The sequence below is a fragment of the Alcaligenes sp. AB3 genome (assembly GCF_031844565.1).
Taxonomy (GTDB): Bacteria; Pseudomonadota; Gammaproteobacteria; order Burkholderiales; family Burkholderiaceae_B; genus Alcaligenes; species Alcaligenes faecalis.
In genome coordinates this window covers 610,508-624,066 of record NZ_JAUZVM010000001.1, presented here as the reverse complement: position 1 = coordinate 624,066, position 13,559 = coordinate 610,508, and the positions used below count along the sequence as shown (strand labels likewise).

The 13,559-nt window shown below is 56.0% G+C and carries 15 protein-coding genes; 9 read left to right on the top strand and 6 right to left on the bottom strand.

Features of this window, described 5'->3' with window-relative positions:
* Positions 1–29: 29 nt before the first annotated feature.
* Positions 30–572 carry a GNAT family N-acetyltransferase gene (locus Q9R35_RS02905; protein WP_086068512.1) on the top strand — a complete coding sequence of 181 codons (543 nt, stop codon included), beginning with the start codon at positions 30–32 and terminating at the stop codon, positions 570–572.
* Between the two features lie 223 nt (positions 573–795).
* Here Q9R35_RS02905 and Q9R35_RS02900 read toward each other — a convergent pair whose 3' ends face one another.
* Positions 796–1,038, bottom strand: coding sequence for a hypothetical protein (locus Q9R35_RS02900; protein ID WP_223254053.1), 243 nt, complete (start codon positions 1,036–1,038; stop codon positions 796–798).
* A gap of 146 nt (positions 1,039–1,184) precedes the next feature.
* On the opposite strand from Q9R35_RS02900, the gene Q9R35_RS02895 reads away from it, so the two are divergent.
* The 3 genes from Q9R35_RS02895 (at position 1,185) to Q9R35_RS02885 (ending at position 2,885) form a co-directional block, all read left to right on the top strand.
* Complete coding sequence (locus Q9R35_RS02895; RefSeq protein ID WP_086068513.1) at positions 1,185–1,847, top strand: dienelactone hydrolase family protein; 663 nt, start codon at positions 1,185–1,187, stop codon at positions 1,845–1,847.
* A 6-nt stretch (positions 1,848–1,853) separates the two neighbouring features.
* Positions 1,854–2,078: a DUF3820 family protein gene (locus Q9R35_RS02890; RefSeq protein ID WP_003799391.1), complete on the top strand. Its 225-nt coding sequence runs from the start codon at positions 1,854–1,856 to the stop codon at positions 2,076–2,078.
* Between the two features lie 99 nt (positions 2,079–2,177).
* Positions 2,178–2,885: a glutathione binding-like protein gene (locus Q9R35_RS02885; protein WP_311219318.1), complete on the top strand. Its 708-nt coding sequence runs from the start codon at positions 2,178–2,180 to the stop codon at positions 2,883–2,885.
* Between the two features lie 346 nt (positions 2,886–3,231).
* Here Q9R35_RS02885 and Q9R35_RS02880 read toward each other — a convergent pair whose 3' ends face one another.
* Positions 3,232–4,098 carry a pirin family protein gene (locus tag Q9R35_RS02880; RefSeq protein WP_311219317.1) on the bottom strand — a complete coding sequence of 289 codons (867 nt, stop codon included), beginning with the start codon at positions 4,096–4,098 and terminating at the stop codon, positions 3,232–3,234.
* A 79-nt stretch (positions 4,099–4,177) separates the two neighbouring features.
* Between Q9R35_RS02880 and alkB the strand changes: the two genes are divergently transcribed.
* Complete coding sequence (gene alkB, locus Q9R35_RS02875; protein WP_086068515.1) at positions 4,178–4,825, top strand: DNA oxidative demethylase AlkB; 648 nt, start codon at positions 4,178–4,180, stop codon at positions 4,823–4,825.
* An 11-nt stretch (positions 4,826–4,836) separates the two neighbouring features.
* On the opposite strand, the gene Q9R35_RS02870 is transcribed toward alkB, so the two are convergent.
* Positions 4,837–5,625 (bottom strand): deaminated glutathione amidase, encoded by a 789-nt coding sequence (locus Q9R35_RS02870; RefSeq protein WP_042481485.1) that lies wholly within the window; start codon positions 5,623–5,625, stop codon positions 4,837–4,839.
* 1,180 nt (positions 5,626–6,805) lie between these two features.
* Between Q9R35_RS02870 and Q9R35_RS02865 the strand changes: the two genes are divergently transcribed.
* A complete protein-coding gene (locus Q9R35_RS02865) occupies positions 6,806–7,978 on the top strand; it encodes an MFS transporter (protein WP_042481488.1) in 1,173 nt (390 codons plus the stop codon).
* A 221-nt stretch (positions 7,979–8,199) separates the two neighbouring features.
* Here the strand turns inward: Q9R35_RS02865 and Q9R35_RS02860 are convergent, their stop codons facing one another.
* Positions 8,200–9,396, bottom strand: coding sequence for an MFS transporter (locus tag Q9R35_RS02860; protein WP_311219316.1), 1,197 nt, complete (start codon positions 9,394–9,396; stop codon positions 8,200–8,202).
* Positions 9,397–9,492: 96 nt separating this feature from the next.
* Here Q9R35_RS02860 and Q9R35_RS02855 point away from each other — a divergent pair, with 96 nt between their 5' ends.
* The 3 genes from Q9R35_RS02855 to Q9R35_RS02845 all read left to right on the top strand — a co-directional run bounded on the left by Q9R35_RS02855 (position 9,493) and on the right by Q9R35_RS02845 (position 11,797).
* Positions 9,493–10,257 carry a helix-turn-helix transcriptional regulator gene (locus tag Q9R35_RS02855; protein WP_311219315.1) on the top strand — a complete coding sequence of 255 codons (765 nt, stop codon included), beginning with the start codon at positions 9,493–9,495 and terminating at the stop codon, positions 10,255–10,257.
* 28 nt (positions 10,258–10,285) lie between these two features.
* The gene (locus tag Q9R35_RS02850) at positions 10,286–11,488 is read left to right on the top strand and encodes a benzoate/H(+) symporter BenE family transporter (RefSeq protein ID WP_311219314.1); all 1,203 of its coding nucleotides are present in this window, start codon (positions 10,286–10,288) and stop codon (positions 11,486–11,488) included.
* Between the two features lie 120 nt (positions 11,489–11,608).
* The gene (locus tag Q9R35_RS02845) at positions 11,609–11,797 is read left to right on the top strand and encodes a DUF3008 family protein (protein ID WP_311219313.1); all 189 of its coding nucleotides are present in this window, start codon (positions 11,609–11,611) and stop codon (positions 11,795–11,797) included.
* Here Q9R35_RS02845 and Q9R35_RS02840 read toward each other — a convergent pair whose 3' ends face one another.
* A complete protein-coding gene (locus Q9R35_RS02840) occupies positions 11,798–12,556 on the bottom strand; it encodes a LamB/YcsF family protein (RefSeq protein WP_042481501.1) in 759 nt (252 codons plus the stop codon).
* Positions 12,553–13,494, bottom strand: a complete 942-nt coding sequence (locus tag Q9R35_RS02835; RefSeq protein WP_042481505.1) for a LysR family transcriptional regulator — start codon at positions 13,492–13,494, stop codon at positions 12,553–12,555. Before Q9R35_RS02835 ends, Q9R35_RS02840 begins: the two co-directional genes overlap by 4 nt.
* Positions 13,495–13,559: the final 65 nt, after the last annotated feature.

Here is a 13,559-nt window from a genome sequence, read left to right as displayed (position 1 = left end):
CTGGCCTCCCCCATGACAGGAAGGGATCAATGAAAGACAGTGACAGCGGGTTGCATTTTATAGACTGCAATGAAGAACAGCATGCAGCCGCTATTTTGGCGATCCTGAACGACGCCATCGTGAATTCCACCGCACTTTACGATTATGTCCCACGCCCGCCCGAGGCCATGGTGAGCTGGTTTGCCACCAAACGCGCCAACGGCTTTCCGGTAGTCGGCGTCATCGATGATTCAGGCACGCTGATGGGCTTTGCCAGCTGGGGCACCTTCCGCGCCTTTCCCGCCTACAAATACACCATGGAACACAGCGTATATGTGCACCCGGAGCATCGCGGCAAAGGGCTGGGCAAAACTCTGATGCAAGAGCTGGTCACGCGTGCCCGTCTAGCCAATGTGCATACCCTGGTAGGCTGTATTGATGCCAGCAATGCGGGCAGTATCCACCTGCATCAAAGCCTGGGCTTCACACATGCGGGCACCTTCAAGGAAGTGGGGTTCAAATTTGGCCGCTGGCTGGATGTCGCCTTCTATCTGCTGACGCTGGATACGCCTGCCGAGCCAGTCGACGGCTGAAGCCCCCCCACGCTACGCCTTCGGCCTGCGCTCCACCTCGCGGCTTGTATGCCGCTCGGATTCGCCAGGCACACAGCAGTCCGCAATGGACTGCTGTGTGTCCAGGCTCATCCCCGAGAGGGAGGTTTCCCCGGGGGCGCCGAGCCTTGGGGCGGCCCGGCGACAAAAAAACCATCGCTGGCAGCACGCCGCGATGGCTTTTCTCAAACGGTTTGTCCCTGACTCAGGCGCTGGCTTTTGGCTTTTCGTAGCACACGGCAAAGGCGATCAGGCCCAGCACGATGCTGAAAATACCCACACCGACTGCCACCCCAGCCACGAGACCCAAACCTACTGCAATGAACACGCCCGGAAAGGCGTAGTTTCGCAACCAGGAAGGTTTCTTGGGAACAAGAAATAGCCCTAAAAACAAGAACCAGGGCATCACAATCGTCCAGAACAGACTGTCCATTAGCACGTCACGCATCATTATTCCATTGAGGTAGGAGGGGCTTGGGCGAGAGCTAGACACCCCCGCCGTTCGGGGTGGATTGTAAACGTCCTGAGGCTGGCCTCCCAGTATGGGCGACTGTTATAAGAGAGAATTATTGTTTTACAGCTAAAGGACACGCCATGAGTACGCTTAGCTTGACCAGCGCAGACCAGCACCGTTTCCAGGCCTATGCCGCAGGCGACGAAAAGGCCGAACGCGGCTTGATCGTGTTGCAGGAAATTTTTGGTGTAAATCAACACATACGCAACACCTGCGAGCGCTTTGCCGAGCAAGGCTACCGGGTCCTGTCTCCCGCCCTGTTCGACCGGCAAGAGAAAAATGTAGAGCTGGACTATACCGCCGAGGACGTGCAAGCAGGTCTGGCACTGCGCAACGGCATTGCCCAGGATAAGACCCTGCTGGATATCCAGGCCTGCGTGGACGCCTTGGGTTCACGCAAGATTGGGATTGTGGGGTATTGCTGGGGTGGCTCCTTGAGCTGGCTGGCCGCCTGCCGCTTGCAAGGTCTGAAAGCCGCCAGTTGCTGGTATGGTTCGCAAATTGCCCAGAACGCCCAGGAACAGCCCAGGATTCCGGTTCAAATGCACTTTGGTGCCCAGGACCACTCCATCCCTGCCAGCGCCATTCAGACCATTAAAGACGCGCAGAAAGACGTGGCCATTTACGTGTACGAGCCTGCCGGTCATGGTTTCGGCTGCGATCATCGCCCCGACTTCCACGAAGCCTCCTACAAGCTGGCTCAGGAACGTACACTAGCGTTCTTTGCGGACCATCTACGTTAAGCCCCCATGCTTGAATCCAGCGACGACCTGCTTGCCCTGCTAAATACCACCATGCCTTACGGAAAATACAAAGGTCGCTTGCTGGCGGACCTGCCGGGGCATTATCTGAACTGGTTTGCCCGTGAAGGCTTTCCTTCCGGGCGGCTGGGCCAATTGCTGGCCCTGATGCACGAGCTGGATCACAACGGCCTGAAATCCTTGCTGGACCCCTTGCGCCCACGCAGTCGCTAAGCGATACAAATACCTTACTAGGCAACGGGCTGCGGCGGTATGTCACCGTACAGCTTGCTACTATCAAGGCTTCCTCTACACCCCATTGTGAAGGACGTCATGACAATCGATCTCTCCGCATTCCCCATCACCCGCAAATGGCCGGCTCAACACCCCGAGCGCCTGCAACTGTATTCCTTGCCCACCCCCAACGGCGTCAAGGTTTCCATCATGCTGGAAGAAATTGGCCTGCCTTACGAACCGCACCTGGTCAGCTTTGAACGCAACGACCAGCTCAGCCCGGAATTTATTTCGCTCAGCAGCAACAACAAGATCCCGGCGATTCTGGACCCCAATGGCCCTGGCAATAAGCCGCTGGCCCTGTTCGAGTCCGGTGCCATCCTGATCTATCTGGCAGAAAAATCCGGCCAGTTGCTCTCTGCAGACCCGGCCCAACGCTATGAAACCCTGCAATGGTTGATGTTCCAGATGGGCGGCGTAGGCCCCATGTTTGGTCAGCTAGGCTTCTTTCACAAATTTGCCGGCAAGGACTTTGAAGACAAGCGTCCCCGTGACCGCTATGTCAACGAATCCAAGCGCCTGCTGGGCGTGATCGACAAACATCTGGAAGGCAAGGACTGGATGGTGGGCAACAGCTACTCCATCGCCGATATTGCCCTGTTCCCCTGGATTGCCAACCTGATCGGTTTTTACGGCGCAGGCGAGTTGGTGGAGTATGAGCAATTCAAGAACGTGGCCCGTGTTCTGCAGCAATTCCAGGCCCGCCCGGCAGTACAACGCGGTCTGAACATTCCTGCCCGTGATTGATGGATAAGCAGCGCCAATCAATGCTTATAAGCCAATTTTTAATAGCCCTGCTAGCAAGCTGGTCTTTTTTGTTTCGCTTGGCGGCAGTCCGTACAATTGGCCTCCTAAACATCCTGCGCAAGCGGTACTATTCCGTTTGCCTGGCTTGCTCATCAATCAAAAAACCAGTCTGTTCATAGAGCAGATACAGGCAAATCCACCAGCCTGATGAGCAAGCCTTCAAAGCCCTGGATTCTTTCCAGGGCTTTTTTTTGTGTGTACGATTTGGCGCCCCCACTGCTGCTCACGCAACCATGAGGTTACGGTCCAGATCCAAGACCAAACGCCTCTCCAGTCAACGTAAGCATTACACCGCAGGCAAAGGGATGAACTGATCATCATCCAGCGGTGGCAAACTGATACGACCGTTGACCCAATCATCCTTGGCCTGCTCGATGCGGTCTTTGCGGGAGGACACGAAGTTCCACCAGATATGGCGTGGTCCCAAAGGCTCGCCGCCCAGCAGCATCAAGTGGCTGCTCTGCTCGGCAAGGATACGGGGGCTGTCGCCTTTGGCAAAGACCAGCATCTGGCCGGCTGGATAGCGCTGCCCACCTACTTCCAGCCCGCCCGCACAGATATAAATGGCACGCTCTTCGTGGCCGGTTGGCAAAGGGACAGACTGGCCGGCTTGCACGCGCAACTCCATATAGAACAAAGGCGAGTCCACACTGGCGGGACTGCACAAACCCAGCGCCGAGCCGGCAATCAGGCGACCTTCCAGGCCCGTATCCTTAATCAAAGGTAGCTGCTCGGCCTCGTAATGCACAAAGTCCGGGTTCTGTTCTTCCTTGTGTTCCGGCAAGGCCACCCAGGCCTGGATGCCATCCATGCGGCCGCCTTGCGTGCGCATGGGCTCAAAACGCTCGGAATGGCTGATACCTGAACCCGCGGTCATCCAATTGAGCGCACCAGGTGTAATGTCCTGCTCCACGCCCAGACTGTCGCGGTGCGTCATGGCACCTTCAAACAAATAGGTCACGGTAGACAGGCCGATATGCGGGTGTGGCAGCACATCGTTCTCTGTTCCTACCGGTGCCGTCAGCTCTTGCGGCCCCATGCGATCAAAGAAGATAAAAGGCCCCACCATACGCCGTTGGCGAAAGGGCAACACGCGCCCCACTTCAAATGCACCAATGCTGTGCTGACGTTGTGGAATAAGCAGCTCGACCATAGACACCTCTACTGGGAAGTCGCAAAAATACAATCCCGATTACTATACTCTGGTCCCTGATTGCTTCGTTTACTCTCGCATGTCCACGCTCTCACTCTTCGATCCTGTTCCCGGCCATGTGCTGACGCTGGATACCGGCCTGATTGCCCTGCCGGGTCTGGCCCTGCCCTACGCTGCTGCCTTGGCCCAAGCGGTTCAGGAGCTGGTGCACAGCGCCCCCTGGCGACATATGCAGGTTCCATCAGGACATCGCATGTCGGCCGCACAAAGCAGTTGTGGAGATTTGGGATGGATATCGGACGAGCACGGCTATCGCTACAGTCCCACAGACCCGCAAAGCGGTTTGGCCTGGCCCGCCATGCCTGTTGTATTCAAGGACTTGCTGGCACGCATTGCCCAGGAGTCGGGCCAAGGTCCTTTTCAGCCCGATACCTGCCTGATCAACTACTACGACGAGCAGGCGCATATGTCCTTGCACCAGGACAGAAACGAGCGCGACTTGCAGCACCCGATCGTCTCGGTGTCCTTGGGGCGTGAGGCCTTGTTTTTATGGGGTGGCGCAAAACGCAGCGACCCGGTGCGTACCCTGCGGCTACGCGATGGCGATGTGCTGGTCTGGTGGGGACCATCCAGAATGAATTTTCATGGAGTACGCAGACTGGAAGGCCCGGCCCATCCACTCTGGGGCTCGGGCCGGGTCAATCTGACATTCAGAAAAGCAGGCTAAGGCCTGTGTGATCAACCCAGTTCGGGCGGTGCAAAGCGGCGATTGTCCAGCACGGGCAAAATACGGCGGGCATAGGCCAGACGCTCCCGATCCAGATCGACCAAGAGCAAAGTGGGTGTCTCTGCCGCCTGGGCCACAATCACCCCCAGGGGATCGACCACCAGACTTTGGCCGATATTGCGTTCGCCACATTCACCCACGGCCACCATATAAGCCGTGTTTTCCAAAGCGCGAGCCGTCGTCAACACTCGCCAGTGGTGTTCCTTCAAGGGCCCTTTCAGCCAGGCCGACGGTGCCAACAGGACTTGAGCCCCATCCACGCACAAGCGACGAGCAAGTTCGGGAAAGCGCAGATCGTAGCAAGTCATCAAACCGACCTTGAAACCGGCCACATCAATCAAGGCGGGGATTTCTGTACCGGGCTGTACATAGCGCGATTCTTGTACCGAGAAAGCATCGTACAAATGGAGTTTGTTGTAATGCGCCAGCACCTGACCATCACGCAACACCACCAAGGTATTCCAGACCTTGCCTTCCCCTGCTGGGGTATGAATGCAGAACACCACCGTCAAATCGGTATCGCGGGTCGCGGCGCTCAGGCGGCTGACAAACTCCCCATCCAGGGCTTGTGCCGATTTCAGAACCACTTCAGGATCGGCCACATTTCTGGCCAGCACACCCTCTGGCAAGACCAGTAACTGAGCTCCAGAGCGCAAGGCCTGGTCGATCAGCCCCAGACAAGCGCTCAGGTTCTCCTGCGAATCTTTGGATACGGCCATCTGGCCCAATGCAACTTTCATGACCACCTCCTTGAGTGTGCTGCCTGAATGATTCTAACGCAGCGTTTCGGCTTGGCCAGCCAACAATCCGAACACAAAAATAGTTCACCAGGCGGTCAAACGTAAAACAACACTCTGCTCTTCTGTATCACTGATACGTTTGCCTATCTCCCACTTCCCAGCATGTAAAAAAAATGACAGGAATTGAAATTAAAAACAGCTCATGTTTTCGTCAAGACCTCAAACGCGTTTAACCACACTAAACAAGCTAGGTGAATTCAAGAACATTTCCGCAAGACGACTCACTTAATTAAGCGACTGAACAAGAAAACAATGCGATAACTTGCCCAGCTGCAAGCTATGGCCTGAGAGGCTATCCATCCGACCCGCATTTCTCCATCATGAGCTTGAATTGGGTTCGGGCAGACAGCTCGAACCACACTGATTCTTGCGGAGCAAATCCTTAAAATCAAAAAACATATGACAATGAGATATAAAAAACATTTATATTTGCAATGCCATATAGGATATACAAGCAAGTAAAATTACTTGTTCATTAAGCCGGACAAAATCGCACAAATCCCAGGTGCAGTCTTGCGCCATGATTGAAGTCGATTACCTTAACTCCTTCAGAGCATGGTTTGGCCCTAAAAAATATGACCGGACATAATTGAAAAATAAATTCACCCTGAATAAATCAATAAACAAAAGAAAGAGAAAACCAGCTTAAAAAAATGGGCCTGCTGCAAACATGCACAGGCCCGCTCTTTAATTTTCAACGCCGTACCACCGCCTGAAACAAGGCTTTGAATCATGGCTGCACGCCGCATCGCCATTGGACCGTCAATGCACTAATGATTGAAATCCAAAATAATCAGAATAAAAAAAACCCCCGATTTCTTGCAAAATCAGGGGAAAGCTACCACAGGAAAATGATTGGATACAAAACACCCAATACCGAGATTCTATATAAAAAAGATAAAAAAATCTGCATACGTTGTTTAGGGCTGACGCTATAGATAGATAAATTAATTTGTGCTAGGACGTAATAAAAACTAAAAACTTAAAAAGATCTTCAATTCCCTACAGTTACATGACCTTATTCAAGCCCTAGAAATCTTGAGCCTGCCCCCAGGACTGCGCGACAATAAGGCCTCTTACGGGCTGGACACACCCCCTTCTTGTTTCTCAGGCTTTTATCTTGTCTTCATCACACGATTCCTTATCTTCCCGCCAGGTTCTACTGGCGATTCTGGCCTTGGCTGTCGGTGGTTTTTCCATCGGCACGGGCGAATTTGTCATCATGGGCTTGCTGCCTGATGTCGCCCTGGATCTGGGCATCGATATCCCTACTGCTGGCCATTTAATCAGCGCCTATGCCCTGGGCGTGGTTGTCGGCGCACCCGTTCTGGCCGTGCTCGGTGCGCGCTGGCCATGGCGACGCCTCTTGATTGCCTTGATGGGCGCCTATGCCGTAGGCAATTTTCTGACCGTGATCGCCCCCAGCTATGAAACCGTTTTAGTCACCCGCTTTTTGGCAGGTTTCCCGCACGGCACCTACTTTGGTGTTGCCGCCCTGGTTGCCGCCCGTCTGGTGCCACCCCATCGCCGCGCCCAGGCCGTCGCCTATGTCATGCTGGGTTTGACCGTCGCCACCTTGCTGGGCGTGCCGATTGCCACCACTCTGGGTCAATGGCTCAGTTGGCAAGCGGCCTTCACTTTTGTCAGCATCATTGCCCTGATCACCATGGGCCTGGTGCTGCGTTTTGTTCCTTTTGTCCCTGCCAACACCCTGGCCAGCCCCTTGCGCGAATTGGGGGCCTTGAAACGCAAGCAGGTCTGGTTGACGCTGGGCATAGGTGCCATTGGCTTTGGCGGCATGTTCTCGGTGTTCAGCTATGTGAAATCCACCCTGATGGAACTGGCCGGGCTGTCAGCCAGCGCCATTCCGGTTGTACTGGCCTTGTTTGGGGTCGGTATGGTCCTGGGGAATCTGCTGGGTGCACGCTACGCCGACCGCTATCTGGATCGCAGTATTCGGCTGGTGCTGATCTGGGCAACCGGAGTGCTGCTATTGTTCATGATTACGGCTCATCACCCTATTCTGGGCCCCTTGAATATCATGCTGATCGGCACCCTGGTGGCCTTGGGGCCAGCCTTGCAGATTCGTTTGATGGACGTGGCCGGAGATGCCCAAACACTGGCCGCAGCCTTGAATCACTCGGCCTTCAATATGGCCAACGCCTTGGGCGCCTGGTTGGGTGGGCTGACCATCGCCGCTGGCTGGGGCTGGACCTCCACCGCCTGGGTCGGTGCCCTGCTGGCTTTGGGTGGCTTGGGCCTGCACACCATTTCGCTGCGCATCAAAGAGTAAAAACAGATCTGCTCCCAGCCAGCGTAGGCAGCTAGACGGCCCTAGCCGATTCAGAGCAAGCCAATCTGCAACTGAAAATGGCTTTGGCAGAACTGAAAATCTGCCAGTCTTTCATGGAAAAAACGGCCTGTGATTGCAACACCTTTCAAAGGTATTCAATCACAGGCCGCTTTTCTGGATCTCTCTCGACGATCCGGCTATTTACTGTTTACAAGTCCGCCTCAGACTTTTTCAGGCTGTGCAGGTCGGGCAGCCAGCCAACCGGCATAACTCATCCCGAAGCTGACCAAAATGCACAAGCCCAGCGCCCAACCCCAGCCATCGAACAAGTCATGCAAGCCGCCCATGGCAGGTGGGCCAAAGGCCGCCAGCAAATAGCCCATGCACTGCGCCATACCCGACAGGGACGCAGCCTGCGACGTAGAGGTCGAACGCACACCGATCAAGGCCAGGGCAATCAGGAAAACACTACCACTACCAACACCAAACAGCACCGCCCACAGCAAAGACCACGATGGCAAGACCAGAAAGCCGACAAAGGTCAACGTCTGCAACAAGGCGCCCGCCAAAGCGACGGCACGCTGGTCATGCAAACGGCTGAGCACAGGCATGAGCAGCAAGGCAGGGATGGCGGTCGCCAGCTGCATCAAACCGTGAATCTGGCCGGCATGATCCGGTTCAAAGCCGTAGTTCACCAGCATCACCGGCAGCCAGCTTGCAATCATGTAGTACGCCACCGAGTTCAGACCCATATACAGGGTGATGTACCAGGCCAGAGGCAAACGCCACACCGACGCGCTGCTGGCAGGGGCTGGCGGTGCACTTTGCGCCGCACGTCGATCCGCCCCCAGCTGTGTGGCCCACACCAGAACACTGGCCAGTGACATCACACCCACCACAATCAAAGACGACCAACGCCAGCTTTGGCCTGTCCACTCTGCCATCGGCACGGCCATCGCGGAGTTGAAAGCCGCAACCAGGCCCATGAACAGGACATACAAGGAAGTAATAAAACCAATACGCAAAGGGAAATGACGCTTGACCAGGGACGGCAAGAGCACATTACCCAGGGCAATCCCGATAGCCAGCAAACCAATACCGGCAAACAACTCCGTCGCTCCCCCCAGAACTCGCACCACCACACCAATGGCAATCAGCACGGAAGCGATGAACAAAGAGCGAGACAGCCCCACCTTACGAGCCATGGAGGCGGCCAGCAAGGAGACCACCGCGAAGATGAACAAGGGCATGGCAGTCAGCAAACCGGCCTGCGTGGACGACAGGGACAGGTCTGCCTGGATCAGCTCCAGCAAGGGAGCGATACCCGTGATCGGAGCTCGCAGATTGCCAGCGATCAGCAAGACGCCAATCAACACCAGCAAGGGGTGGGAGAGCCAGGAGAGTCGAGAGAGGGACATGAAATGTAGCCAGTAGGTGAAAACCCTACTCTATCTTGTTTCGAGCCCGGCGCAAACAGGATATTATGACAACTTATACCTCAAACCGGACAAAGCATGAGTTTTAGCGCCAATCCGCAAGGCGGGCCTATTTTCAGCATCAAGATGGCGATAGGTAGCAATACTGAAAATCCATTGCATACCCATCCCAATGGACAGCTGATCATGACGCAATATGGCTCGGTCACCCTGCAAACCGACCAGGGCTACTGGATGGTTCCGCCGCTATGCGCCGTCTGGGTGCCGGTGGGTATTCGCCACCGTGCCCGTGCCGACGATCAGGCCCTGATTCATTTCCTGTACATTCAGCCCGGTCTGGATCAATTGCCCGATCATTGCAGCACGCTGGATCTGAGCCCCATGGTGCGCGAAATGATCATTCATTTAAGCGACCTGAACCCCCACTACGAGCCAGGCAGCCAGACACACCGCCTGGCGCTGGTGCTGCTGGAAACCTTGAACCAGATGCCCACACGTCAATTGCATGTGCCGGTGCCCGAAGACAAAGTCCTGCAAACGATTGCGCAACATATGCTCAAGCAGCCCGACTCGCGCCCCACCATGGTCGACTGGGCAAAAGAACTGGCCATGAGTGAGCGCACCCTGGCTCGACATATGCTAAAACACACAGGGATGAGCTTCGGGCGCTGGCGGCAACAATTCATGATTATGCTGGCCCTGCAAAAACTGGGTTCAGGAATGTCCGTAAAGAGCACCGCCAGGGAATTGGGTTACACCTCTATCAGTGCCTTTATTACTGTTTTCAAATCCATTTTGGGCGACACTCCCAGCCGTTACTTAAGCCAAACCCATTCCTCTTAAGTCACCACTACCCACACCACTCGCATCCATGTCTTCCACACACCTGTCCCGCCCCGGATATCTGCAGCGTTTATTGAGTTGGTTCCAGATTTCTCACATGTCGGCGGGGCTGATTGCCGTGCTGGTGGGCTATACCAGTTCCGCTGCCATTGTTTTTCAGGCGGCTCAAGCAGCCGGTGCCAACACCGCCGAGCTGGGCTCCTGGATGTGGTCTTTGGGTATTGGTCTGGGTTTGCTGTCGGCAGGCCTGTCGCTGCGCTACAAGATTCCGATTCTGACCGCCTGGTCCACGCCCGGGGCAGCGCTGCTGGCCACGGGTCTGGTGGGTCTGCCCATGTCGCAGGCCGTGGGGATTTTCCTGTTCTCGTCCCTGCTGACCACTATTTGTGGTCTTAGCGGCAGTTTTCAAAAGTTGATGCAGTACATGCCGCGCAGCATTGCCGGCGCCATGCTGGGCGGCATCTTGCTGCGCTTTGGCCTGGACCTGTTTAGTGCCATGCAAACCCAATGGCTGCTGTGCCTGAGCATGTTCATTGTGTTTCTGGTGGTGCGCCAGTGGTCACCGCGCTATGCCGTGCCGCTGGCGCTGGTGGCCGGTGTCACGATTGCCGCCATGCAGGGTTTGCTGAAAATGGAAATTCTGAGCTGGTCACCCGCCTCGCCGGTATTGGTCTGGTCCGAGTTTTCATGGACGGCCCTGATCGGTGTGGGCATTCCCTTTTTCATCGTGACCATGAGCTCGCAGAACATTCCGGGCGTGGCCGTGTTAAAGGCCCATAACTATGATGCCCCCAACTCCACCGTCATCAGCTGGACCGGCATTGTGGGCCTGATCTTTGGCCCCTTCGGTGGCTATGCCTACAATCTGGCCGCCATCAGCGCTGCCCTGTGCATGACCCCGGAAGTGGATGCGGACCCGCGTCAGCGTTATCGCGCCAGTGTCTGGGCCGGCATTTTCTATTTTGCGGCAGGTATTTTCGGTGCCACCGTCGTCAGCCTGTTTGCGGCTTTCCCCACAGAACTGATCGCCGCCATTGCTGGCCTGGCCTTGCTGGGTACCATTGGCAACAGCATTCACATGGCTTTGGAAGCCCCGGATACCCGTGATGCAGCCCTGGTCACCTTTTTGACCACTGCCTCGGGCATGAGCCTGCTCAATATCGGCAGTGCCTTCTGGGGTCTGGTTTTTGGTATGGCTATGTACTTGATTCAGAAACGAAAAGTTTCCTGATTCCGGCCTGCCCCCGATCTCTGTTCAAGACGGCAAACAAGCTTCACATTTGCTTGCTTTGCCGTCTTTTTCATTTGGCACACTTAAGGCGTGACCACTTTTCTTTAACGGAGGTGCTTCATGCCTGCTTTATCTCAAGCCCAACAAAAAGCTGCCGGTGCAGCCTTGTCCGCCAAACGCGGAGAAACTCCTGTAGCCAGTCTGAAAGGCGCATCGCTGGAAATGTACAACACCATGAGCTCCAAGGAGCTGGAAGAACTGGCCAGCACCGATACCGCGCGCCGCAATCTGCCTGAGCACAAAGAGTAATCAGACCGCCAGAACGCGCACGCCGCTTTGCTCGAAGGCCTGATGCAAACGCTGCGCAAACTCGGCCGCACCCGCCTGATCCCCATGCAGACACAGGGTATCGGCTGACAAAGGCACCGTTTTACCTGACAGGCTGGTAACGGTGCCTTGCTCTATCATCTGCATCACTTGCTGCACGGACTGATCGGCGTCGGTAATCATGGCGCCAGCTTGCTGACGGGGTGTCAGACTGCCATCGTCCTGATAGCTACGGTCGGCAAACACCTCTTGTGCTACCGTCAGGCCCGCATCACGCCCGGCCTGCACCTGCACACTGCCTGCCAGCGCATATAGAATCAGGCTGCGATCAATATCGGCCACCGCCTGGGCAATGGCTTTTGCCAGTGCCGCATCGCGGGCGGCCATATTGTAGAGAGCGCCATGTGCCTTGACGTGATGCAGGGCGGCGCCCTGGGTGCGGGCAACGGCCGCCAAGGCCCCCACCTGAACCACTACCATGTCATAGACCTGCTCGGGGGTGACCGCCATCACCCGGCGGCCAAAGCCGGCCAGATCCGGCAGGCCAGGGTGGGCTCCCAACTTGACGCCATGCTTTAGCGCCAGGGCCACTGTCTGGCGCATGGTGCCGGGATCGCCGGCATGAAAGCCACAGGCAATATTGACCGACGTCACCCACGGAATCACCTGCTCGTCATGGCCCATGACCCAGGGGCCAAAGCTCTCGCCCATGTCGCAGTTCAAATCAATACTCAAACTCATGGAGTTCCCTCTGATAATCCATCCAACCTGCCTGCGGCCTGGGCAATGCAACGCCGGAACCACAGCAGTTCTGCCGCATTATGCGTGCGCGGATGCCACAGCTGGTAAAAACGCATCAGCGGAAAATGAACCGGACAAGGCAACACGGTAATTGGCAGAATGCGGGCATAGTACTCGGCAAACTGACGGTTAGTGGTAAATACCATGTCCGTGCGGCTCAAAATACCGGGCACCAGGCCGAAATACGGCACCACCATCTGTACCTGACGGCTGATGCCCTGCTCGGCCAGGCAGCCGTCAATAAAGCCGCGCTTGTCGGTCACGTGGGCAGACGGAGCCAGATGGGGCATTTCCAGATAGTGCTGCAAAGACAACCCGCGCTGCGCGAGCGGGTGATGGCGGCCAAGCATACAGACCACCTCGTCATCAAACAGACGCGCCAGGTGCAGCTTTTCCGGCGGCTCCAGCCAGTTGCCGATCACCACGTCCAGCTCGCCCTCCTCCAGGGCCTGCACGTAGTCCAGATCGGGATTGATGGTATGAACCACCAAGCGGGCCTGGGGCGCCTGACGACGCACCCGCTCCGCAATATCCGGGATAAAGGCCCCATCCAGATAGTCCGGTGCTCCCAGGTTGAAAACCCGGGTAGACTGACTGGGATCCATGGGTTCAGCGGTAGCAGAAATTCGCTCGATCGCTTGCAGGGCTTCCGTGGCATGCGCCAGCAAAAAAGGACCGCGCTCGGTAGGCACCATTCCCTTTTTACCGCGCAACAAAATCGGATCGCCCGTGATTTCACGCAAGCGCCGCAAGGCATTGCTGACGGCTGGCTGGGACATGCCCAAGCGGATAGCCGTACGCGAGACGCTGTGCTCCTTGAGCAGCGACTGCAATACCCGCAGCAAATGCAGGTCTAGTTGTTCTCGTAATTTTGGCATGGTTTAAATAATACAAGCGCTGGCCCGCCTCGTTGATCGGTGTAGACACTCATACGCCTATATAG